Source organism: Stenotrophomonas sp. YJH_SMC_127, assembly GCF_059372445.1.
Genome location: NZ_JCAFVO010000001.1, coordinates 509,737 through 533,450 on the forward strand (window position 1 = coordinate 509,737; position 23,714 = coordinate 533,450).

Here is a 23,714-nt window from a genome sequence, read left to right on the forward strand (position 1 = left end):
GCGACGACGGGGTAAGGTGGCGTTTTCCTCGAAGTCAGGCAACGCCGATGGCCCCCACCACCCCGTTCACCGCCTTCCGCATCGAAAACGACGACGCCGGCTATCGCAGCGGCCTGACCCGGCTCGGTGTCGACGACCTCAACCCCGGGCAGGTGCTGATCCGCGCCCACTGGTCCTCGGTCAACTACAAGGATGCCCTGGCCGGCACCGGCAAGGGGAAGATCCTGCGCCGCTTCCCGCTGGTCGGCGGCATCGACGTGGCCGGCACCGTGGTCGCCAGCACCGACCCGGCCTGGCGTGAAGGCGACGCGGTGCTGGCCACCGGCTGCGGCCTCAGCGAGACCCGTGACGGCGGCTACAGCCAGTATGTGCGGCTGGAGTCGCGTGCGGTGATTGCACAGCCGACCGGGCTGAGCCCGCGCGAGGCGATGGTGCTGGGCACCGCCGGCTTCACGGCGGCGCTGGCGCTGCTGCGCATGCAGGACAACCGCCAGACCCCGGAGCTCGGCCCGCTGGCGGTCACCGGCGCCAGCGGCGGCGTCGGTGCGCTGGCGCTGTCGATCTTCAGCCGTGCCGGCTACACCGTGCACGCGGTCAGTGGCAAGCCGGACCAGACCGACTTCCTGCGCGACATCGGTGCCAGCGAGGTGCTGCCGCGCGAGGCGCTGGCCGACACCGGCCCGCTGCAGTCGGCGCGCTTCGGCGGGGGCCTGGACAATGCCGGCGGCGCCATGCTCGCCAGCCTGCTGGCGCAGACCGTGCCCTACGGCAGCGTGGTCAGCGCCGGCCTGGCGGCCAGCCCGACGCTGGACATGACGGTGATGCCCTTCATCCTGCGCGGTGTGTCGCTGCTCGGCGTGTCTTCGGCCAATGCGCCGCGCCGGCTGCGCGAAGAGGTGTGGTCGCGCCTGGGCGGTGAGTGGAAGCCGCAGCACCTGGACCGCATCTGCACCGCCGAGGTCGGCCTTGATGGCCTCCGGGCAGTGTTCGAGCGGATGCTGGCGGGTGGATCGCTGGGCCGCACGGTGGTGCGGATCGACTGAACGTCGCAGGCAGGCGACGGACGGCAGGTGCCCCCCTCCCGCCGGTAATGAGCCCGCACTACACTGCGGGCATTACATGGGGAACAACATGGCACGCATTCTGATCGTCGACGACTCACCGTCGCAGCTGTTGGGGATACAGCGCATCGTCGAGAAGCTCGGGCACCAGATCCTGACCGCCACCGATGGCGCCGCCGGGGTCGAAACCGCCAGGGCCGAGCTGCCCGACCTGGTTTTGATGGACGTGGTGATGCCCAATCTCAACGGCTTCCAGGCCACCCGTACCCTCGCCCGCGACGAGGCGACCCGGCATATCCCGGTGATCCTGGTGACCACCAAGGACCAGGACACCGATCGCATGTGGGGCATGCGCCAGGGCGCCAAGGCCTACATCACCAAGCCGTTCTCGGAAGACGAGCTGTCCGAGGTGCTGGAGCGGGTGTTCGCCGGCCAGGGCTGAGACGCGCGTGGTCGTGCCGGCCGCTGGCCGGCAACCACGCATCACCGTCCAGGGCAATGAAGTTGCCGGCCAGCGGCCGGCACTACCTTCAAATGGCCTCGCCGAAGGCCTTGGCCAGATTGCGGTAGGCCTTCTTCTGCGCCTCGTCGGTCGCGGCCGGGGCCACGATCTCGATTTCAACGATCTGGTCGCCGTCCGGGCTGCCCGGCAGGCCGCGGCCACGCAGGCGCAGTTTGCGGCCGGCATCGGAGTCGGCGGGGATCTTCAGCTCCACCGCACCGCCCAGGGTCGGCACGCTGATGCTGGTGCCCAACGCGGCCTGCCAGGGCGTGACCGGCAACGTATAGAGGATGTTGCGGCCATCGACCTCGAACTGCGGATGCGCGGCGTACTCCACTTCCAGCAGCAGGTTGCCGCCATGGTTGCCCTGCCCTGCCAGGCGGATCACCTGGCCCGGACGGATGCCCTTGGGCACGCGCACGTCCAGCTGCTTGCCGTTGACGGTGATGCGCAGGCTGTCGCCGCTGTAGGCCGCTTCCAGCGGGACCGACAGCTTGGCGCGGGTGTCGCGGTTGGGTGCGTGGCCCTGGCTGCTGAAGCCCGGGCCCGGACCGGCACCGCCACGCTGGCGCGCGAACAGGCTTTCGAAGAAGTCGCTGAAGCCGCCGTTGGGGCCACCACCGCCGAATACTTCCTCGAAATTGAAACCGCCGGCGCCGCCGTAGTTCGGCGGCACGTTGAACTCCTCGCCCGGGCGATAGCCCTGCGCGCGCAGCTGGTCGTAGGCTGCGCGCTTTTCCGGATCGCGCAGCGCCTCGTAGGCCTCGTTGACCGCCTTGAACTTGTCTTCGGCCCCGGCCTCCTTGCTGACGTCCGGGTGGTACTTGCGTGCCAACCGGCGGTAGGCGGTCTTGATCTCCGCCTCGCCCGCGCTCGGTTCCACCCCCAGGGTGGCGTAGTAATCCTTGAATTCCATCCAGCTACCTCGATCTGCTTCGGCCGCGCCGGTGGCGCCGCCCCGGGTTCATTCTACGCGCCGGCGATGCTACGCCGCCCCTCGTGCGGCCCCGGTGAGGCCGACTGATCCTGCGCAATGCCGCTGCCATCCCGATGCCCCAGGCTGTGGCTGGAAGCGCCCGCCGCAAAGCCTGAAGATGGGGCCTGCACACGGGTTTTCCAATGTCTTGACGCCCCTGTCCCATCCGGCCCACTAGCCTGCCCCAGCAAGGAGTTCCCCATGACCATCCATGTCGGCGACCACATTCCGGAAGTGACCCTCAAGCGCATCCGCGAGGGCATCGAAACACTTGATACGCATTCGCTGTTCGACGCCCGCAAGGTCGTCCTGTTTGCGGTGCCCGGCGCGTTCACCCCCACCTGCTCGGCCCGCCACCTGCCCAGCTACGTCGAAAAATTCGAGGCCTTCCGCCAGCGCGGCATCGATGTCTACTGCGTGGCGGTCAACGACCCGTTCGTGATGAAAGCCTGGGCCGCCGACCAGAAGGTGCCCGACGGCCTGCTGATGCTGTCCGACGGCAATGCTGAGCTGACCCGCGCGCTCGGCCTGGAGCTGGATGCCAGCGCCTCGGGCATGGGCATGCGCTCGCGCCGCTTCGCGCTGTACGTGGTCGATGGCGTGGTGCGTGCGGCCTGGATCGAGCAGCCGGGCCAGTTCGAGGTGTCTTCCGCCGAGTACGTGCTGGAGCACCTGCCTACCTGATTCCCCACCGCAGAAGGAAACGGCCAGCAATGTCCAGCAAGCCAGCCAAAGCCAGCAAGCCCGCCGCCGGGATTCCCGGCATCAGTGACCGTCAGACCCTGCGCGAGCGTGCCCGGCACAACATCGAAGACGGCGCGATCACCGACAGCTACAGCGCCGACCGCAAGGTGGTGATCAAGCTGCTCAACGATGCCCTCGCCACCGAGTACGTGTGCGTGCTGCGCTACTACCGGCACTATTTCATGGCCAAGGGCATGCTGGCCGACGCGGTCAAGGCCGAGTTCCTCGAGCATGCACAGCAGGAACAGGCGCACGCCGGCAAGCTGGCCGAGCGCATCGTCCAGCTTGGCGGCGAGCCGGACCTGAACCCGGATACGCTGACCACGCGCTCGCATGCCGAGTACAAGGAAGGCAGCGACCTGCGCGACATGGTGCGCGAGAACCTGGTGGCTGAACGGATCGCCATCGACAGCTACCGCGAGATGATCAACTTCATCGGCGACCGCGATACCACCACCAAGCGCATCCTTGAAGAGATCCTGGCGCAGGAGGAAGAACACGCCGACGAGTTCGCCGACCTGCTGGACGGGTGGATCGGGGAATAGCGACCCCGCAAACGCTCGGTAGATGCCCACCTTGGTGGGCGCATTCATCGCGTGCCAACCAAGGTTGGCACCTACCAGAGCACGGATGCGTCGGGTCGACGGGCCATTCCCAGCACCTATCGCAGGACGTTGAACCGCACCTGCGTCCACGCGCCGTCGGCTGCCAGCGCGGTCAGGGTGTGTGCGCCCGGATCGGCGAACTCGCGCTGCATCAGCTGCGCGCCGTGGGTCTGTGCAATCCAGCGTCCATCCAGCAGCCAGTCCACCGCCTGCTCGCTGCCCAGCGCGCGCAGCTGCAGGCGCACGCCGTGCTCGGAATTCGGCGCGCGCGCCAGCGTGGCGCCGTCATTGAGCCCGTCCACGTGCAGCGCGACGCTGGCCTCACGCCCGTCGTCGCGGCAGTCCGGCGACAGCGCCGGCAGCTGCGAAGCCTCGCGCGTGGCCTTCGGCAGCCACGGCGACAACAACGCCGGCCAACGCGCGATCTCCCGCGTGACTTCCTGATGCGGCAAACGGCAATCAGCGGATACACGCAGACCGGTCCGCGCGTCGGCCAGGTAACGCTGCCGCCCCGGCTGCCAGCGCCGCGCCTCGCGCTCGGGGAAGGTCGGCGGTGCCGCACCGTCCAGCAGATAGGCCGACATCCGCCGCTGGCACAGCGCCGCTGGCAGGCCCTCGGCACGTTCGCCGGTGGGCCAGCAGACGTCCTCCTGGCTGACACTGGCCGGCATCGGTGCAGCAGCTGAATCACCGCGCTGGCGCGGCAGGCTGTCCACCACCTCGAACATCAGCGGCAGCGCGGTCACCGCGCCGTACTGGCCCGGCAACGGGGTACCGTCCGGCCGCCCCACCCACACGCCCACGGTGTAGTGGCGGGTGCTGCCGATCGCCCACGCATCGCGGTACCCGTAACTGGTGCCGGTCTTCCACGCCACGCGCGGGCGGCCACCGACATCGAACGTCCCGACGCTATACCCCGGCCGCGGATTCGATTCCAGCATCTCGCGCACGATCCAGCTGGCGCCCGGCGAGGCCAGGCGACGCTCGATCATCGGTTCGTCATCGGTGTAGCGCACGCGCCCGGCGATGCCGTTGCGGTTGAGCGCTGCGAACGCACCGACCAGATCTTCCAGCCGCGCACCGGTGCCGCCCAGGATCAGCGACAGATTGGGTGTACTGCCCGGCGGGAAGCGCAACTGGATGCCGGAGTGCGACAGGCGTGCGGCGAAGCGCGCCGGACCGACCCGCTGCAGCAGGTCCACCGAGGGCACGTTGAGTGACAGCCGCAGCGCGCTGGAGGCACCAATCGGCCCATTGAAAGCCATGTCGAAGTTGCCGGGGCGGTAGCTGCCGAAACTCTGCGGCGCATCGACCAGCAGGCTTTCCGAGTGGATCAGGCCATCGTCCAGCGCCATGGCATACAGGAACGGTTTGAGCGTGGAGCCCGGCGACCGCCAGGCCTGCACCATGTCCACGTGGCCCAGCCGCTGCCGGTCACCGAACGCCAGCGTGCCGACATAGGCTCGCGCCTGCAGGGTCTGGTTGTCGACCACCAGCAGGGCGGCCGAGGTGCGTTCGGGCAGCGTCGAGAAATAGCTGGCCACGCGTTCTTCCAGCGTGCGCTGCAGGCCGATGTCGATGCTGCTCTGGATGCGTGCCTGGCCCGGATGCGCCGAGTGCAGGCGCTGCGCCAGCAGCGCGGCGTGCAGCGGCGGGCGCAGCGAGCGCGCCACCACGTTCTCGATGCGCGCGTCTTCCACTTCGTCCGCCGTCCACACGCCCAGCTCGTTCATGCGGGACAGCACCTTGTCGCGCGCCTTCTGCGCCGCTTCCGGATGACGGTCCGGGCGCAGCCGGCTCGGCGCCTGCGGCAGCACCGCCAGCAACGCGGCCTCGGCATGCGACAGCTGCGCCGCCGGCTTGCCCAGGTAGGCCCAGCTGGCCGCTTCCACCCCCTCGATGGTGCCGCCGTAGGGCGCGCGCTCCAGATACAGGGCCAGGATCTGCTGCTTGCTCAGGTGCACTTCCAGCTGCACCGCGCGCAGCATCTGCTTGAGCTTGCCCCACGGCGTGCGCGTATGCGGATCGAGGATGCGGGCGACCTGCATGGTCAGGGTCGAGCCACCGGAAACGATGCGGCCGCCACGCAGCAGCTGGCCGCTGGCACGCAGGATCGCCAGCGGGTTGATGCCCGGATGCCGCCAGAACCAGCGGTCTTCATAGGTCAGCAACGCCTGCAGGTACAGCGGCGAGACGCTGTTGATCGAAGCCGGGTAGCGCCACACGCCCTCGGCATCGGCGAATGCACGCAGCGGCGTGCCGTCGGCAGCCACCACCAGGGTGCTGGTATCACGCTGCTTCGGCAGCGGTGGCGGGAAGGCGAAATCCAGCACCAGCAGCAGCACCAGCGTGGCGGCCGTACCCCAGCGCAGCCAGGGCCACAGCGGCTGCAGCCGGCGGCGCAGGGCCGCCAGCCAGATCGGCATCGTGTTGTTCATTGCAGGTTGCCGGCAGGACGGGCCGCGCCGTCGCGGCCCGTCCGCGCGGTCACGGCTGTACCACCGTGATCGTGGTCGGGTTGCTGCGGCCGACGCCGCGCAGCTGCGGCCGGTACATGTCCTCCACCAGCGGCGGCGGCACCGAGTAGGTTCCCGGCGTCACCGCGCGTACCAGGTAGAACACGTTGGCCTTGCTGCCACGCGAGAGCTTCAGCGCGGCCACATAGCGGTCATCGCGGAACTCCTCGTGCTTGGTGTCGGCGGCCTCACCACGGTCGCTGATGGTGATGCCATCGACCACCACGTCGGCCCACTGCTTGGCGTCGCCCAGGTTGAAGTTCTCGATTTCCAGGCCCGCCGGCAGCAGGTCGGTCAGCAGCGCATCGGGCATCGTGGTGTCGGCAGTCACCGTGACGCGCACGATCAGCGCTTCGCCTTCCTTCAGCGGGCGCGGCGACCACGGCTTGCCATCGGTGCCGTAGTAACTGCGCTCGACGCCCAGCACGCTGTTGTCCGGTGCCGGTGCGCTGCGCGGGATGCCGGCCACATCAATGCTGGCGAACATCGGCGGCTGCCCCTGCGGGGTGAAGCGCACGCCGCTGGCCAGCTCACTGGCGCTGAAGTTGCGTCCGAACAGCTTGCGCTCGCCGATGGCTTCGGTGCTGCCACCGATCACCAGCTCACCGGCCACCAGCGCCTTCTGGTTGGCGGCCAGGGCCTTGCCGAGGCGGGCAATCGCCACCTGTTCCTGCGTGCTCAGCCACATCCAGCCGGCATTGCGGCGCGCATCCAGGCCACGGCCGAGATCGACCGCACGCGCATCCCAGGCCGGCTTGGCCAGCTTGTTTTCATGGGTCAGCGCGATCATCAGCGCGTCATCACGGATCGCACTGCCGTAGTCGCCGAAGTACGACGGGCGCTCGCTACTGGACTTGGCGAAGGCCGCCGCCAGCGCGGCCTGGCCACGCTTGGCATCACCCTGCAACGACAGCGCCACGCCCAGGTGGACCAGCGACAGGCCGCCGACCGCCTTGCTGCGCTCGTTGTCGTACAGCGTGCGCAGGGTACCCAGCGGTGCACGGTTGACCCGGGCCAGCACGTAACCCGAATACGCCTGGTTGGCGAACTTCAGCTTCTCGCGATCCTCCTGGCCATAGAACTGATTGCCGCCGGACAGCAGATCCTCGCTGAGCCGGTTGAGCGCCTTCTGCAGCACGTTGTCGGGCACGGCGAAGCCGGCGTCCTTGGCATCAAGCAGGAATTCGGTGATGTACGGGGTCAGCCACGGATTGACGTAGCCGTCGTCACCCCACATCGAGAAGTTGCCATTGGCCACCTGCATCGACGCCAGGCGACCGAACGCACCTTCCATGCGCTCTCTACGGGTCTTGGCATCCAGGCCGTCGGCACCGAGCATCGACGACGTCGCCTGGTCCAGGATCAGCGCGGCGTAACCCTTGCTGGTGGTCTGCTCGGCACAGCCATACGGGTAGTTCAGCGCGCCCTGCAGTGCACTGGCGAACGGGATCGGCGGCAGCGGGCTGACCAGCAGGCGGGCATTCACCGACTCTGCCATCAGGCCATCGGTCAGGCTGTTGTCGAGGCTGACCGCGGCCAGCGGATCGAGTGTGCGCACCTGCGAACGCAGCACCTGCGGCCACGCCGCACGCACCGGTAGGTCGTAGCGGCGATCAGCCTTGAAGCCGTTGCCGTCCACCCGCACCCGCACCTTGGCCACGCTGTGGCCCTCGCGAGCCGACAACGGGAAGCTCAGCGTGGTCTTGGCATCGGCATTCAACTGCACGCTGCGGCTGCCCTCACCCAGGTTCAGCGGACCCTCGCTTTCCACCTTCACGTTGAACTGCCCCGGCTTGCCGGTGAAGTTCTGCACGTCCAGGGTCACGGTGCTGCGGTCGCCCGGGGCCAGCACGCGCGGCATGCTGGCTTCGGCCAGGATCGGGGCGCGCACGATGGTTTCCACGTCACGCTTGCCGTACTGGTCATCGCTGTAGACCAGCGCGGACACGCGCAGGGTGCCGTTGAAGTCCGGCACCTTCAGGCGGATGCGGGCATTGCCCTTGGCATCGAGCTGCACCGGGCCGGAGAACAGGTCCACGGTCTGCACGCGCGCGGTCGGGCGCTTGGCCTGCGGCAACGCCTGCAGCGCCATGTCGCCGCCGAACTTCAGCTTGCCGCTGCCACCATCGAAGCTCTCGATCACCCGGCTGTAGATGTCATAGGCATCGATCCCGAGGCGACGCTGGGCGAAGAAGTGCGCGCCGGCGTCGGGCACCGGGAAACGGGTGATGTTGAGGATGCCCACGTCCACCGCCGAGACGGTCACGTGCGCGGCCCTGCCGGCCAGCTGCGGTGCGCTGACCGTTACCGGCAGGTCCTGTTCCGGCCGCATCTGCTTGGGCGCGACCAGGCCGACGGCCACGGTTCGGCCCTTGCGGTCCATCGGCACATGCACCACGCCCACGGCACGGGCCGGGGTGATCTTGCTCGGCGCACTGCCGCCGCGGAACACCAGCGCGGTGATGTAGACGTCGTGGCGTTCCCAGTCGGCGGTGACCGGGATCTTGAAGGTCGAGCCCGGCTTGGCCTCGATGTCCTGCACATACAGCATGCGGTCGGTCTCGACCATCAGGATGCCCTTGCCGGCGTGCGGCGGGGTCACCGTCACTTCCAGGGTGTCACCGGCCTTGTAGCCGGTCTTGTCCAGGCCCAGCTTGACCTTGTCCGGGCGTGCATCCAGGCCACGGTTGTCATCGCCCCAGCTCCAACCCGCACGGAACGGGTAGCGGCTGGTCAGTCCGGTGGACGGATCGAACACGTCCACCCGGTACTCGCCCCACTCCACCGGGAAATCAAAGGCAACCGCACTGCTGCCGGAATCGACGGTGCGGGTTTCCTTGTTCTCGAAACGGCGGGTGAAATCGTAATCCCAGCGGTTGTCGTTGAAGGTCCAGTGGTAGTCGCGCAGTTCCCGCACCAGGGTGATCTTCAGGCCCTTGGCTGGCTGCGGTGTGCCGGCGGCATCCACGCGCATCAGTTCGAAGCGTGCGTTGCCGTTGGAATCAGCACCATCGTCGGGATTGAACAGCGGCCGCACGCCGACCAGCGCGTTGGCCGGCCACATCACCCGCTTCAGGGTACGGGTGACCGTGCGGCCACCGGTTTCATACAGGCTGCCGGACAACACCACGGCGATCGGTGCCTTGGCCTTGGCCGCCTCTTCCGGCAACGCCACATCCTCACGCAGCTGGCCATTGGCCGGCAGCGTGGTATCGATCACGTCCTTGGCCTCGCGCGGCAGCTGCAGGGTCGGGTCACCGAAGAAATAGCCCGGCAGGCCGTCCACCGGCTTCTGCTCGGCAGCCACCGCCATGCGCGCAGTGAAGCGGTTGCCGTCGGCCGGCGCGCCGTACAGATAGGCGCCGTTGGCCTGCAGGCGCAGGTCCTCGCCCGGCTTCAGCGTCTTCTGCGCGCTGTCCAGGTCCAGCTTCATGCGCTCGGGCAGGAACTCCTCGATGCGCAGGGTCATGCCCTGGATCGCTTCCTTGCTGGCCGGGTCGGTGCGGAACTCGACCTGCCAGCGCCCGGTCGGCGCCTCGGCGGGGATCACCTGCTCGAAGTTGATGTAGCCCTGGTCGCCCGGCTGCAGGCGGGTCTCGCGGAAGGTCTTGCCGTCGGGCTGCTTCAGGCGCAGGAACACCGGTTGTGCCTTGACCGGCTTGCCGTCGTTGTCGCGCAGCAGCGCGGACAGGCGCACGGTCTCGCCCGGGCGGTACAGGTCGCGGCCGGACCAGGCGTAGACGTCGAACCAGGCGTTGTCACGACCGGCCACGGCGAACTCACTCAGGTCCAGCGCCGGCTGGTTGAACGGCAGGAAGCTGGTGTCCTTGCCACTGCTGGCGACCAGCAGGTGGGTGGCATCCAGGGTGTAGTTCAGCAGCGCATTGCCGTTGCCGTCGGTGCTGCCCTTCAGCACCACCTCACCCTTGGCGTCGAGCACGCGCAGGTCGATGCCCTTCAGCGGCGCACCGTCCTTGAGGCCGGCGGTGTGCACGAACAGCTTGTCCTTGTAGGCACGGGTATGCAGGCCGATGTCGCTGACCGAGAAGAACGCGGTATCGAACTCGCCCTCGTAGTCACCGGTGCGCTTGAGCAGGGCGAAGTACAGGCCCGGCTCCTGCAGTTCCTTGATGTCCTGGGTCGGCAGGTAGGTCAGCACCCGCTCGTTCTGTTTGCCACCCAGGATGAAGCGGTTGACGTAGACCGGCTCGGCCAGCTTGTTGATCGGGCTGCGCTCGTAGTCGCTGCTGAGCTCCCAGCTGCCACGGCGGCCGCCGCGCTGGTACTGGCTGAAGAAGGTCGGCAGGTCCTTCTCGCGCACGCGCAGGAACTCGACGTCGACCTCCGGCACGTTCACCGAGACCACCGGCAGGCCGCGGCTGTCCTTGGCCGGCAGCACGCTGCCCTGCGAGGCGAAACCGACCACCGGCTTCAGCTCGCCGCTGAACACCTTCTGCTTCAGTTCCTTGCCCAGCCGGCTGCCGTCGGCGGCCAGCAGGTCCGGCGAGACCACCAGGCTGAACTCCTTGCCGGCCTCGACGAACGGGTAACGCAGGGTCAGGCCGTCATCGGACAGCGTCCAGCTGCTGTCCTCGGTGCCGACCTTCTCTTCGAAGCGAACCAGTTTGTCGAAATCCTGGGTGCCGACCAGCGGGCGCGAGAACTCCAGCGCCAGCGACAGGCCGTCATTCTTCTGGTCCGGGTAGGCACGCAGCAGGGTGAATTCCTTCACCTGCTCGGCCTTGGTGGTGATCGCTTCACCACTGGCCTTGGGCAGCTGCCCGCTGTCATTGCGGCAGCCGGCCAGCCCCAGCAACAGGCCTCCTGCCAGTACGGCCGCCGCCCATCCCCACCGCTTCCGCCGTGCCGGACCGCTCATGTCGTCACTCCTTGATCGAGGCCGCCATTATAGGCAGGCCACGTCAAGGTGTTGACGCAAATCCGGCAATTGCCCCAGGCGCGGGTAGTGCCGGCCGCTGGCCGGCAGTCTCGGTAGCCGCCAACCTTGGTTGGGATTGGGCCCATGCCAACCAAGGTTGGCACCTACCCAAGCGGATCGAGCCACGTGCCCGGCAAGCAGGCGTGGTGTCAGATCCGGTGAAGCGTCCCCTACCCCGGCAGGTACAGGTCCACATAGTCGGTCACCGGCATCGCCGCCAGCGCCACCGGATCCAGCGATGCGGCCAGGATGTGCTGCTGCTGGGTGGTCGGGAAGCGATGGGCCAGGTGCCGGCGGAACTTGTCCATCAGCAACGGAATGCCCTCCTCACGTCGGCGCGCGTGGCCCAGCGGGTATTCCACCAGCACCTCGGGCAGCTCAGTGCCGTCGCTGAAGCGCACGCTCAGGCCGTTGGCGATGCTGCGCTTGTCCGGGTCCAGGTAGTCGGCGCTGAGCTGCGCGTCCTCATGACAGGCCATCTTCGCGCGCAGTGCGTCGATGCGCGGGTCGGCGGCAACGTCGTCCTCGTAGTCCTGGGCCACCAGCCGCCCATGCAGCAGCGCGATGGCGACCATGTACTGCACGCAGTGGTCGCGGTCGGCCGGGTTGTGCAGCGGCCCCTGCTTGTCGATGATGCGGATGCAGGCTTCCTGGGTGCGGATGGCGATGTGCGCGATGTCCTCGACCCGCCGCCCCATCGCACGCAGCTGCTGGTGCAGCGTGATCGCCGCCTCCACCGCGGTCTGGCCATGGAACTCGGCCGGGTAGCTGATCTTGAACAGCACGTTTTCCATCACGTAGCTGCCCAGCGGTCGCTCCAGCGTCAGCGCCTTGCCCTGCATCGATACCGCTTCAAAACCCCAGGTCGGCGCGCTCAACACACTGGGATAGCCCATCTCGCCACTGGCCGCCATCAGCGCCAGGCGCACGCCACGGCTGGTCGCATCGCCGGCCGCCCAGCTCTTGCGCAAGCCGGTGTTGGGCGCGTGCCGGTAGGTGCGCAGCGCCTGGCCATCGACCCAGGCCAGCGACAGTGCATTGAGCATGCGTTCGCGATCCAGGCCGAGCAACTGCGCGACCACCGCGGTGGTGGCCACCTTGACCAGCACCACGTGGTCCAGCCCGACCCGGTTGAAGGAATTCTGCAGGGCCAGCACGCCCTGGATCTCGTGTGCCTTGATCATCGCCAGCAGCACGTCATGCAGGGTCGGCGCTGGGCGATGCAGGGCCTGCGCGTTGCGCCCCAGCCAATCGCAGACAGACAGGATGCCGCCCAGATTGTCCGACGGGTGGCCCCATTCGGCGGCCAGCCAGGTGTCGTTGAAATCCAGCCAGCGCACCATCGCGCCCAGGTTGAAGGCGGCCTGCACCGGGTCCAGCACGTAGTGCGTACCCGGCACGCGCGCCCCGTTGACCACGCTGATACCCGGCACCAGCGGACCGAGCAGCTTGCTGCAGGCCGGGAAGGACAGCGCTTCCAACCCGCAGCCCAGCGTGTCGAGCAGGCAGTAGTGCGCGGTCTGGAAGGCCAGGGGGGAGTCGATGCGCGCGTCGCGTACGTAATCGACGATGTCCACCAGCAGCGCATCCCACGCTGCACGCTCGTTGGATGGGGTGTGGCTGTCAGACATCGTCGATCTCCTCTTCAGAGCTCAGGCCGCGCCTCCCGGTAGTCGCCAACCTTGGTTGGCGCTGGACGTTGCCCGGGCGGTGCCAATGCCATGCCAACCAAGGTTGGCATCTACCGAAGCATGTGATGCCAGCGCCGACCGGCTGGTTATTCGGCCGGCACCCGCACCTTGCCTTCCATCAATACGCGGGCGCTGCGGCTCATGATGGCCTTGGTCACTGTCCACTGGCCGTCAACAAGGCCGGCCTGCGCACCCACGCGCAGCGTGCCGGAAGGGTGGCCGAAGGTCACCGCTTCGCGTTCACCACCACCGGCCGCGCGATTGACCAGCGTGCCCGGAATCGCCGCCGCCGTGCCGATCGCCACGGCGGCGGTGCCCATCATCGCGTGGTGCAGCTTGCCCATCGACAACGCCCGCGCGTGCAGGTCGATGGCCGAGGCCGGAATGGCCTTGCCGCTGGAGGACACGTAGTCCTGTGCCGGCGCCACGAAGGCCACCTTCGGCGTGTGCTGGCGGGTGGCCGCATCTTCCAGGTTCCTGATCAGACCCATGCGCAAGGCGCCGTAGGCGCGGATCTTCTCGAAGCGCTCCAGCGCCCCCTTGTCCTCGTTGATCGCAGGCTGCAGTTCGGTGCCGGTGTAGCCCAGGTCGGCCGCATTGAGGAAGATGGTCGGAATGCCGGCGGTGATCATGGTCACCTCAAAACTGCCGACGCCCGGCACGTCCAAGGTGTCGACCAGGTTGCCGGTCGGGAACATCGCGCCCGCATCGCCGTCATCGGACGGATCGATGAACTCCAGCTGGATCTCGGCGGCCGGGAAGGTCACGCCATCCAGCTCGAAATCGCCGATCTCCTGCACTTCGCCATCGCGCATCGGCACGTGGGCGATGATGGTCTTGCCGATGTTGGCCTGCCAGATGCGCACGGTGCACAGGCCATCGCGCGGCACCCGGGCCGGATCGATCAGCCCATTGGCGATCGCGAACGGACCCACTGCCGTACTGAGGTTGCCGCAGTTGCCGCTCCAATCGACGAAGGCGGTGTCGATCGAGACCTGGCCGTACAGGTAGTCCACATCGTGGTCCGGCACCGAGGCGGTGGAGATGATCACGCACTTGCTGGTGCTGGAGGTGGCACCGCCCATGCCGTCGGTCTGCTTGCCATACGGATCGGGCGAGCCGATCACGCGCATCAGCAGCGCATCGCGCGCGGCGCCCGGCACCTGAGCGGCTTCGGGCAGGTCCTGCAGGCGGAAGAACACGCCCTTGCTGGTGCCGCCGCGCATGTAGGTGGCGGGAATACGGAGTTGCGGGAGGAAGGTCATCGTCGAATCCACGCGTTTGAATTTCAGGAAATGTCTTGCATCAGTGCGTCAAGACCACGATCAACGCACCACACGCATGATGTCCACGCGGTCCGGTAGATCGAGGTAATAGACGAGGTAGCGTTCGAAGCCCGGAACCAGCATGAACCGCAACGGCACCGGCAGCTGTGCTGCGAGGTCGGCGTGCCGGGTGGAACCCGAGCCTGGAAACACGGCGATGCGTTGAAGCGTGGCCTCCAACTCGGCGAGAAAGCGCCGACCCAGTACCAGCCCACCCTGCCGTGCAAACCACAGTGCGGCATCGGCTGCGTCGGCTTCGGCCCTTGGCCGCCATTCAATCGCCTTCACGCTCCATCCTTTCGGTCAGTTCGCGACGCATGCGCTCGAATGTGTCGGCCGTCACCGCGACGCCTGGACCAGAAGCCAGCCCCTCGGCTATCAACTGCTTGAGCAGCTCTTCGGCCTTGCTGCGCTGGCGCTGACGGATCAGGTCACGCACGTAGTCCGACGTACTGGAGTAGCCGCCTTCACGCACTTCCTCGTCCACGAACTGCTTGAGCGGGTCGGTCAGCGAAATGTTCATGGTGGCCATGAGACTCTCCATTGGCAGTTTTTGCCAAGTCAGTGTGCGCCCTGCCCGGGTGTCGGACAAGCCGCCCCCGGCCTCCGGGGGCAGGCATTCAGGCCGGTATCACGCCACCTTGGCCCCTTCCAGGAAATCCTGGGCGAAGCGCTGCAGCACGCCACCGGCTTCGTAGATCGCCACTTCCTCGTCGCTGTCCAGGCGGCAGGTCACTGGCACGATCACGTCCTGCCCGTCGCGGCGGTGGATGACCAGGGTCAGGTCGGCGCGCGGGGTGCGCTCGCCGATCACGTCGAAGGTCTCGGTACCGTCGATGCCCAGGGTCAGGCGGGTGGTGCCCGGCTTGAACTCCAGCGGCAGCACGCCCATGCCGATCAGGTTGGTGCGGTGGATGCGTTCGAAGCCTTCGGCCACGATCGCTTCCACACCGGCCAGGCGCACGCCCTTGGCTGCCCAGTCACGCGAGCTGCCCTGGCCATAGTCGGCACCGGCGATGATGATCAGCGGCTGCTTGCGGTCCATGTAGGTCTCGATCGCTTCCCACATGCGCATCACCTTGCCTTCCGGCTCCACGCGCGCCAGCGAACCCTGCTTCACGCTGCCATCGTCGTTGCGCACCATTTCATTGAACAGCTTCGGGTTGGCGAAGGTGGCGCGCTGTGCGGTCAGGTGGTCACCGCGGTGGGTGGCGTAGGAATTGAAGTCCTCTTCCGGCAGGCCCATCTTCGCCAGGTATTCCCCGGCGGCACTGGATGCCAGGATCGCGTTGGACGGCGACAGGTGGTCGGTGGTGATGTTGTCCGGCAGCACCGCCAGCGCACGCATGCCCGACAGTGTGCGCTCACCGGCCAGTGCGCCCTCCCAGTACGGCGGACGGCGGATGTAGGTGCTCTGCGGGCGCCAGTCGTACAGCGGGCTGACCGCCGCGCCATGCTCCACGCGCACGTTGAACATCGGGTTGTAGACGCGGCGGAACTGCTCGGGCTTCACCGAGGCCTTCACCACCGCGTCGATCTCGGCATCGCTCGGCCAGATGTCCTTCAGGCGCACCTCGTTGCCATCGGCATCCACGCCCAGCACGTCCTTTTCGATGTCGAAGCGCACGGTGCCGGCGATGGCATAGGCGATCACCAGCGGCGGCGACGCCAGGAAGGCCTGCTTCGCATACGGGTGGATGCGGCCATCGAAGTTGCGGTTGCCCGACAGCACGGCCGTGGCGTACAGGTCGCGATCGATGATCTCCTGCTGGATGGCCGGATCCAGCGCGCCGCTCATGCCGTTGCAGGTGGTGCAGGCGAAGGCGACGATGCCGAAGCCGAGCTTTTCCAGGTCCGGCAGCAGGCCGGATTCTTCCAGGTACAGCTGCACCGCCTTCGAGCCCGGCGCCAGCGACGACTTTACCCACGGCTTGCGCAGCAGGCCACGTTCGTTGGCCTTGCGCGCCAGCAGTGCGGCAGCGATCACGTTGCGCGGGTTGGAGGTGTTGGTGCAGCTGGTGATGGCGGCGATGATCACCGCGCCGTCGGGCATCAGGCCCTGCGCCTGCTCGGCCCTGCCCGCTGCCAGCTTGGCTTCGTCGGCGATGCCGCGCTCGGCCAGCTCGGCAGTGGCCACGCGCTTGTGCGGGTTGGACGGGCCAGCCATGTTGCGCACCACGCTGGACAGGTCGAAGCGCAGCACGCGCTCGTACTGCGCGGTGGCCAGGTCATCGGCCCACAGACCGGTGGTGCGCGCATAGTTCTCCACCAGCGCCACCTGCGATTCCTCGCGGCCGGTCAGGCGCAGGTAATCGATGGTCTGCCCGTCGATATAGAACATCGCGGCGGTGGCGCCGTATTCGGGGCACATGTTGGAGATGGTGGCGCGGTCACCGATGGTCAGTGCCGACGCCCCCTCGCCGAAGAATTCAAGATACGCACCCACCACGCGTTCCTTGCGCAGGAACTCGGTCAGTGCCAGCACCACGTCGGTGGCGGTGATGCCCGGCTGCGGCCTGCCGGTCAGCTCGACGCCGATGATATCCGGCAGGCGCATCCACGACGCGCGGCCCAGCATCACGTTCTCCGCTTCCAGGCCGCCAACACCAATCGCGATCACGCCCAGCGCGTCGACGTGCGGGGTGTGGCTGTCGGTGCCCACGCAGGTATCCGGGAAGGCTACGCCGTCCTGCACGTAGATCACCGGCGACATCTTCTCCAGGTTGATCTGGTGCATGATGCCGTTGCCCGGCGGAATCACGTCCACGTTCTGGAACGCCTGCTTGGTCCAGTCGATGAAGTGGAAACGGTCTTCGTTGCGGCGATCCTCGATGGCGCGGTTCTTCTCGAACGCCTGCGGATCGTAGCCACCGCATTCCACCGCCAGCGAGTGATCGACGATCAACTGCACCGGCACCACCGGATTGACCTTGGCCGGGTCGCCGCCCTTGTCGGCGATCGCATCACGCAGGCCGGCCAGGTCCACCAGCGCGGTCTGGCCGAGGATGTCGTGGCACACCACGCGTGCCGGGAACCACGGGAAGTCGAGGTCGCGACGGCGCTCGATCAGCTGCTTCAGCGAATCGCCGAGCGTGGCCGGATCGCATCGGCGCACCAGGTTCTCGGCCAGCACGCGCGAGGTGTACGGCAGGGTGGCATAGGCGCCGGGCTGGATCGCATCGACAGCGGCGCGCGCGTCGAAATAGTCCAGCGCGCTGCCGGGGAGGTTCTTGCGGTAATCGGTATTCATGGGCTGGCGGAGTGCTTGGGGCGGGCCGGGTGCCGGCGGTGCGGCGGCGAAAGCACCCGGCCGGCATGCGGCCGGCCGGATGGGTACAGCAGGGGGATCAGACGCGCTTGTCGATGGCGACGAAGTCGCGGTCTTCCGGACCGATGTAATTGGCGCTCGGGCGGATGATCTTGCCGTCGATGCGCTGCTCGATGATGTGCGCGCTCCAGCCGGCGGTGCGCGCGATCACGAACAGCGGGGTGAACATCGCGGTCGGCACGCCCATCATGTGGTAGCTGACCGCACTGAACCAGTCCAGGTTCGGGAACATCTTCTTGATGTCCCACATCACCGATTCCAGGCGCTCGGCGATGTCGTACATCTTCATGCTCGACTGTTCCTCGGACAGCTCGCGGGCCACGTCCTTGATCACCTTGTTGCGCGGATCGGAGACGGTATAGACCGGGTGGCCGAAACCGATCACCACTTCCTTGCGCTCGACGCGCGCCTTGATGTCCTCCTCGGCTTCATCCGGGTTGTCGTAGCGCTTCTGCACTTCGAACGCCACTTCGTTGGCGCCGCCGTGCTTCGGACCGCGCAGCGCGCCGATGCCACCGCAGATCGCGCTGTACATGTCGCTGCCGGTGCCGGCGATGACGCGGCAGGTGAACGTCGAGGCGTTGAACTCGTGCTCCGCGTACAGGATCAGCGAGGTGTGCATCGCCTTCACCCACGATTCCTGCGGCTTCTCGCCGTGCAGCAGGTGCAGGAAGTGGCCGCCGATCGAGTCATCGTCGGTTTCCACGTCGATGGCACGGCCGTTGTGGCTCCAGTGGTACCAGTACAGCAGCATCGAACCGAGGCAGGCCATCAGCTTGTCGGCGATGTCACGCGCGCCCGGATGGTTGTGGTCGTCCTTCTCCGGCGCCACGCAGCCGAGCACGGACACGCCGGTACGCATCACGTCCATCGGGTGTGCCGACGGCGGAAGCTCTTCCAGCGCCGCCTTCACCGCAGCAGGAATGCCACGCAGCGACTTCAGTTTGGCCTTGTACGAAACCAGCTCGGCGCGGGTCGGCAGCTTGCCGTGCACCAGCAGGTAGGCGATTTCCTCGAACTCGCTGGTGTTGGCCAGGTCCAGGATGTCGTAGCCGCGGTAGTGCAGGTCGTTGCCGCTGCGGCCCACGCTGCACAGCGCGGTGTTGCCGGCGGCGGTGCCGGACAGGGCGACGGACTTCTTCGGCTTGAAGGTCGGGGTTGCGGTCGTATCGTTCATGTTTCCCTCCGAAACTTGATGGTGCAGGGTACTGCTTATTTCTTGGCGGCGAACAGCGCATCGAGCTGCTGCTCGAAGGCGTGATAGCCGATGCGGTCGTAGAGTTCCTCGCGGGTCTGCATGGTTTCCACCACGTTGCGCTGGTGGCCATCGCGGCGCACCGCCTGGTAGACGTTCTCGGCGGCCTTGTTGGCGGCACGGAACGCCGACAGCGGGAACAGCTGAATGGCGACGCCGGCCGAGGCCAGTTCATCGCGGCTGAACAGCGGGGTGGCGCCGAATTCGGTGATGTTGGCCAGCACCGGCACCTTCACCGCGTCGACGAAGCGGCGGTAGGTATCCAGATCGTAGGCGGCCTCGGCGAAGATGCCGTCGGCACCGGCCTCGACACAGGCGATGGCGCGCTCGATCGCCTTGTCCACGCCGTCCACCTGGATGGCATCGGTGCGCGCGATCAGGAAGAAGTCCGGATCGGTCTTGGCATCGGCAGCGGCCTTCACACGGTCGACCATTTCACCCTGCGAGACGATCTCCTTGCCCGGCCGATGGCCGCAACGCTTGGCACCGACCTGGTCCTCGATGTGGCAGGCGGCCGCGCCGGCCTTGATCAGCGACTTCACGGTGCGCGCGATATTGAACGCGCTCGGGCCGAAGCCGGTGTCGATGTCGACCATCAAGGGCAGGTCGCAGACATCGGTGATGCGGCGCACGTCCACCAGCACGTCTTCCAGGGTGTTGATGCCCAGGTCCGGCAGGCCCAGCGAGCCTGCGGCAACGCCGCCGCCGGACAGGTAAATGGCACGGAAGCCGGCGCGCTTGGCCAGCAGGGCGTGGTTAGCGTTGATCGCACCGATCACCTGCAGCGGCGATTCGGCAGCCAGCGCCTCACGGAAGCGGGCACCGGCGGAGAAAGGGGCAGAAGCGGTCATGCGACGATCCAGGTTGAAGTACGGATAAGGAAGCGCAAGCACCATGCCAAGCTGCAAGCGGTTGATTTCACGGGAATGACCGGCATGCAGCAGTGGAACATATGAAACATTGAAACGGATGTATCATGAAACATCCTCCCCGAACCGGCTGCCATGTATCTGCCCCGCTCCCCGCTTCGCCATGCCGATGCCGACCCGGGCCGTCCGGTGATCTGGACGGTCAGCGTCTCGCGGCTGACCGGCCTGCTCGGCGACGTGATCCCCGAGTTCGACCGCCGCGCGCGTATCGAACAGATCAATCTCGGCTTCGAGGAAGCGGTGGAGGTGATCGGCCAACGCCTGCGCCGCGAGCACTGCGACGTGGTCATCGCTGGCGGCTCCAACGCGGCCTGGCTGCGCGGCCGGCTGGAGCTGCCGCTGGTGCCGATCCAGGCCAACGGCTTCGACCTGATGGAAGCGCTGGCCCGGGCACGGCGTATCGCCAGCCGCATCGGCCTGGTCACCCACGCCAGCGACGTACCGGTGTTCAGCAACTTCCAGCAGAGTTTCGGCCTGGATATCGAGCATCGCCGTTTCGTCACCCGCGAGGATGCGCGCGACTGCATCGCCGACCTGCGCGCCAACGGCATCGAGGTGATCGTCGGCACCGGCATGGCCATCGACCATGCCGAGCAGGCCGGCCTGCCCGGGGTGCTGCTGTATTCGGCCGACTCGGTGCGGCAGGCGTTCGAACATGCGCTGGAACTGACCCAGACCCTGGCACGTTCCGGCAGCAACCGCGCTGCACCGCGCCGGCGCCCGGCAGCGCGTGCCGATGCGCATGAACTGCTCGGCGACAGCGACGCGATGGCGCAGGTGCGCGCGCAGATCGCGCTGTATGCCCCACATGACAGCACCGTGCTGGTCAGCGGCGAAACCGGCACCGGCAAGGAACTGGTGGCGCGCCAGCTGCACGCCGCCAGCGGGCGCCGTGGCCGCTTCGTCGCGCTGAACTGTGGCGCGATCAGCGAATCGCTGCTGGAAGCGGAGCTGTTCGGCTACAGCGATGGCGCCTTCACCGGCGCACGGCGCGGCGGCCGCGTTGGCCTGGTGGAAGCTGCAGATGGCGGCACCCTGTTCCTGGACGAAATCGGCGAACTGCCGCTGCCGCTGCAGACCCGCCTGCTGCGGGTGCTGGAGGAACGTGAAGTGCTGCGCGTGGGTGCCACCGAACCGACGCCGGTGGACCTGCGCGTGGTCGCCGCCACCCTGCAATCGCTGGAGCAGCGCGCGGCGGCCGGCAGCTTCCGCCGCGACCTGTATTACCGCCTGGCCGCGCTGCGGATTGCCCTGCCCTCGCTGCGCGCCCGACGCGGTGACATCCCGTTGCTGGCGCAGCATTTCTTCCGCCAGCTGCGTGGCATCGACGCGCCATTGGATGAGGCGGCGCTGGCGGTGCTGTGCGCGGCCGAGTGGCCGGGAAACGTGCGCGAGCTGCGCAATCTGGTCGATCGCCTGCGCATCCACTGGCAGCCCGGTGAAGGGCTGATCGATACGGCGCGGCTGCTGCAGCTGGCACCCGAGCTGGTGCATGAAGGTGTCGCGGCGTTGCCGCTGGAAAGCAACGGCAGGCGCCCGCCGCGGGCCAAGCTGGAAGCACTGCTGCGGGAACACCGGCATGATCGTGAGGGCATGGCGCAGGCGCTGGGCGTGTCACGCACCACGCTGTGGCGCTGGCTGCGCGCGGAGGACCTGTAAAGCCGAGCCCATGCCCGGCTGAGGTTCCCGCGTAAGCAGCCGAGCATGGGCCCGGCTCTACAGGGTGCCTGTCGTCAGCGCGCTTCGATGGCGAACCGTCCACTACCCACTGCGGCAATCCACAGCAGCAGTACGCCCAACGGCACTTCGCTCAGGTAGAAGAACCAGCTCAGCCAATCCGGCACGCTCAGTCCCGTAGGAATGCGCGCGATGCCATCGGTCAGCGCAGCCACTACGCAGATCGCCGCCAGCAGCAGGGCCGAGGGGCGGCTCAAAAGGCCCAGCACCAGCAGACCACCCGCAATCCACTCGATCGCACCGAGTACCGGCGCACTGAACACCGGGAATGGGATACCGGCATCGACCAGCGTATGCACCATGCGCTCGCGCCCGGCGTCGGTGAACACCTTGTTCCAGCCGGACACGCAGAACATCACACCGGCGACGATGCGGGCGAGCAGCAACAACAACGCTTCCACGCCGCGGCGTGGTGGCGGCACGGCAAACAGGCAACGCCAGGAGGGCATGGCAACTCCGCAGATCGAGGGCATCGCAGCGAGTGTGCCCGTCGCCGACCTGCTCGTGCATGAAGCGGACCAGTCCGTTCGCGACAAACGCAGGTTGCTGTAGAGCCGAGCCCATGCTCGGCTGCTCCTGCGAGAACATCAGCCGAGCATGGGCTCGGCTCTACAGCAGCCCCGGCACCACCCCGCCTTACGGGTACAGCAGGCGCTTGCTCCAGCGCCCTTCGGCGCCGGCTTCATAGCACCAGCGCTCGTGCAGGCGGAACTGCGCGCCATACCAGAACTCGATGCGGTCAGGCACCACGCGCAGGCCGCTCCAGCCCTCCGGGCGCGGCACGTCCTTGCCCTCGAAGCGGGCTTCGACCTCGGCCACGCGCGCATCGAATTCCTCGCGCGTTGCCAGCGTCTTCGACTGCTGCGAAGCCCAGGCACCGATCTGGCTCATGCGTGGACGGCTGGCGAAATAGGCGTCGGCCTCGGCAGCGGCAACCTGCTCGACGCGACCCTCGATGCGCACCTGGATGCCGGCCTCGCGCAGGCTGCGCCACAGGAACAGCAGTGCAGCCTGCGGATTGGCCTGCAGCTCCCGGCCCTTGTGGCTGTCCAGATGGGTGTAGAACACGAAGCCACGCTCATCGAACGCCTTCAGCAGCACGGTGCGCGCCGAGGGACGACCCTGCGTATCGGCGGTGGCCACGGTCATCGCGTTCGGCTCGACCTCGCGGCTCTGTTTGGCCTCGTCGAACAGGCCGGCAAACGTGGACAGGGCTTCGGCGTACAGGTCGCTCATGATTGCGTTCTTCTCACACGGATTGGGCTATTGTGGCTGCATGGCCGCTGCTGCGTATATGCCCCAGGTGAAAGGATTCCCCGAAACATTGGCCGAACAGGCGCTGGATGATGCGCTGGGCAGCGGCGCAGCGGTTCCAGTATTGGCGATCAGCGGCCTGCAGGGGAGCGGCAAATCGACGCTGGCGGCGCAGGTGGTGGCCCGTGCCCAGGCACGCGGCCTGAACGCCGCCACGCTGTCGATCGATGATGTCTACCTGACCCGCGCACAGCGCCAACGGCTGGCCCGCCAGGTGCACCCACTGCTGATCACCCGCGGCCCGCCCGGCACCCACGACCTGCCGCTGGCCCATGCGGTATTGAACGCCGTGGCCGCACGCCAGCCCTTCGCAATGCCGCGCTTCGACAAGCTGGCCGACGAGCGCCTGCCCGAAGCACACTGGCCGCAGCTGCAGCAACCGCTGGACCTGCTGGTATTCGAAGGCTGGTTCCTGGGCACGCCCGCGCAGGATGACGACGCGCTGGACAGCCCGTTGAACGCACTGGAACGCGAAGCCGACGCCGATGGCCGCTGGCGGCGCTGGTGCAACCAGGCGCTGGCCCGTGACTACCCGGCGTTGTGGCAGCGCTGCGACCGCCTGTGGTTCCTGCAGCCGCCGGATTTCTCGGTGGTACCACGCTGGCGCTGGCAGCAGGAGCAGAACCTGCAGGCCGCGCAGCCGGGCCGGCACGGCATGAGCCGGCCACAGCTGGAGCGCTTCGTGCAGTACTACGAGCGGGTCAGCCGGCAGGCATTGAGCGCCCTGCCCGCCCTGGCCGACCACGTGGTGGTGCTGGACGGCCAGCGACAGGTGCAGGACGTGCGCTGAAC

The 23,714-nt window shown here is 67.5% G+C and carries 18 protein-coding genes; 6 read left to right on the plus strand and 12 right to left on the minus strand.

Annotation, left to right across the window (positions count from 1 at the left end; translation table 11 throughout):
- The first annotated feature begins 47 nt into the window (after positions 1–47).
- On the plus strand, positions 48–1,043 hold the full coding sequence (locus AC5QAB_RS02345; RefSeq protein ID WP_197561792.1) for an acrylyl-CoA reductase family protein: 996 nt from the start codon (positions 48–50) through the stop codon (positions 1,041–1,043).
- 88 nt (positions 1,044–1,131) lie between these two features.
- A complete protein-coding gene (gene pilH / locus AC5QAB_RS02350) occupies positions 1,132–1,503 on the plus strand; it encodes a twitching motility response regulator PilH (protein ID WP_014648033.1) in 372 nt (123 codons plus the stop codon).
- 88 nt (positions 1,504–1,591) lie between these two features.
- On the opposite strand, the gene AC5QAB_RS02355 is transcribed toward pilH, so the two are convergent.
- Positions 1,592–2,479: a DnaJ C-terminal domain-containing protein gene (locus tag AC5QAB_RS02355; RefSeq protein ID WP_032957103.1), complete on the minus strand. Its 888-nt coding sequence runs from the start codon at positions 2,477–2,479 to the stop codon at positions 1,592–1,594.
- 261 nt (positions 2,480–2,740) lie between these two features.
- On the opposite strand from AC5QAB_RS02355, the gene AC5QAB_RS02360 reads away from it, so the two are divergent.
- Together AC5QAB_RS02360 and AC5QAB_RS02365 are read left to right on the plus strand one after the other, a co-directional pair.
- Positions 2,741–3,223, plus strand: a complete 483-nt coding sequence (locus AC5QAB_RS02360; RefSeq protein ID WP_495233130.1) for a peroxiredoxin — start codon at positions 2,741–2,743, stop codon at positions 3,221–3,223.
- 29 nt (positions 3,224–3,252) lie between these two features.
- Complete coding sequence (locus AC5QAB_RS02365) at positions 3,253–3,828, plus strand: ferritin-like domain-containing protein (RefSeq protein WP_014648036.1); 576 nt, start codon at positions 3,253–3,255, stop codon at positions 3,826–3,828.
- Between the two features lie 116 nt (positions 3,829–3,944).
- Here the strand turns inward: AC5QAB_RS02365 and pbpC are convergent, their stop codons facing one another.
- The 9 genes from pbpC to prpB form a co-directional block, all read right to left on the minus strand.
- The gene (pbpC, locus tag AC5QAB_RS02370) at positions 3,945–6,326 is read right to left on the minus strand and encodes a penicillin-binding protein 1C (protein WP_495233131.1); all 2,382 of its coding nucleotides are present in this window, start codon (positions 6,324–6,326) and stop codon (positions 3,945–3,947) included.
- 49 nt (positions 6,327–6,375) lie between these two features.
- Positions 6,376–11,283 (minus strand): alpha-2-macroglobulin family protein, encoded by a 4,908-nt coding sequence (locus tag AC5QAB_RS02375; RefSeq protein WP_495233132.1) that lies wholly within the window; start codon positions 11,281–11,283, stop codon positions 6,376–6,378.
- A gap of 230 nt (positions 11,284–11,513) precedes the next feature.
- Complete coding sequence (locus tag AC5QAB_RS02380) at positions 11,514–12,974, minus strand: bifunctional 2-methylcitrate dehydratase/aconitate hydratase (RefSeq protein WP_495233133.1); 1,461 nt, start codon at positions 12,972–12,974, stop codon at positions 11,514–11,516.
- Between the two features lie 146 nt (positions 12,975–13,120).
- Complete coding sequence (gene prpF / locus AC5QAB_RS02385) at positions 13,121–14,299, minus strand: 2-methylaconitate cis-trans isomerase PrpF (protein WP_032957093.1); 1,179 nt, start codon at positions 14,297–14,299, stop codon at positions 13,121–13,123.
- 60 nt (positions 14,300–14,359) lie between these two features.
- A complete protein-coding gene (locus AC5QAB_RS02390; RefSeq protein ID WP_236636205.1) occupies positions 14,360–14,647 on the minus strand; it encodes a type II toxin-antitoxin system RelE/ParE family toxin in 288 nt (95 codons plus the stop codon).
- Positions 14,634–14,891: a type II toxin-antitoxin system ParD family antitoxin gene (locus AC5QAB_RS02395; protein WP_032957090.1), complete on the minus strand. Its 258-nt coding sequence runs from the start codon at positions 14,889–14,891 to the stop codon at positions 14,634–14,636. The genes AC5QAB_RS02390 and AC5QAB_RS02395 overlap by 14 nt, the downstream gene beginning before the upstream one ends.
- Before the next feature lie 99 nt (positions 14,892–14,990).
- A complete protein-coding gene (acnD, locus tag AC5QAB_RS02400) occupies positions 14,991–17,609 on the minus strand; it encodes a Fe/S-dependent 2-methylisocitrate dehydratase AcnD (protein ID WP_197606497.1) in 2,619 nt (872 codons plus the stop codon).
- A gap of 97 nt (positions 17,610–17,706) precedes the next feature.
- Entirely contained in the window at positions 17,707–18,864 is a 1,158-nt protein-coding gene (gene prpC, locus AC5QAB_RS02405) for a bifunctional 2-methylcitrate synthase/citrate synthase (RefSeq protein WP_049413436.1), read from the minus strand.
- A gap of 35 nt (positions 18,865–18,899) precedes the next feature.
- Positions 18,900–19,793 (minus strand): methylisocitrate lyase, encoded by an 894-nt coding sequence (gene prpB, locus AC5QAB_RS02410; protein WP_005418360.1) that lies wholly within the window; start codon positions 19,791–19,793, stop codon positions 18,900–18,902.
- Positions 19,794–19,946: 153 nt separating this feature from the next.
- On the opposite strand from prpB, the gene prpR reads away from it, so the two are divergent.
- Positions 19,947–21,530: a propionate catabolism operon regulatory protein PrpR gene (prpR, locus tag AC5QAB_RS02415; protein WP_134967273.1), complete on the plus strand. Its 1,584-nt coding sequence runs from the start codon at positions 19,947–19,949 to the stop codon at positions 21,528–21,530.
- A 74-nt stretch (positions 21,531–21,604) separates the two neighbouring features.
- Here the strand turns inward: prpR and AC5QAB_RS02420 are convergent, their stop codons facing one another.
- On the minus strand, positions 21,605–22,057 hold the full coding sequence (locus tag AC5QAB_RS02420; RefSeq protein WP_197562062.1) for a DoxX family protein: 453 nt from the start codon (positions 22,055–22,057) through the stop codon (positions 21,605–21,607).
- Positions 22,058–22,244: 187 nt separating this feature from the next.
- A complete protein-coding gene (pdxH, locus tag AC5QAB_RS02425; RefSeq protein ID WP_053495218.1) occupies positions 22,245–22,844 on the minus strand; it encodes a pyridoxamine 5'-phosphate oxidase in 600 nt (199 codons plus the stop codon).
- 40 nt (positions 22,845–22,884) lie between these two features.
- Between pdxH and AC5QAB_RS02430 the strand changes: the two genes are divergently transcribed.
- The gene (locus tag AC5QAB_RS02430) at positions 22,885–23,712 is read left to right on the plus strand and encodes a kinase (RefSeq protein WP_046432003.1); all 828 of its coding nucleotides are present in this window, start codon (positions 22,885–22,887) and stop codon (positions 23,710–23,712) included.
- Positions 23,713–23,714: the final 2 nt, after the last annotated feature.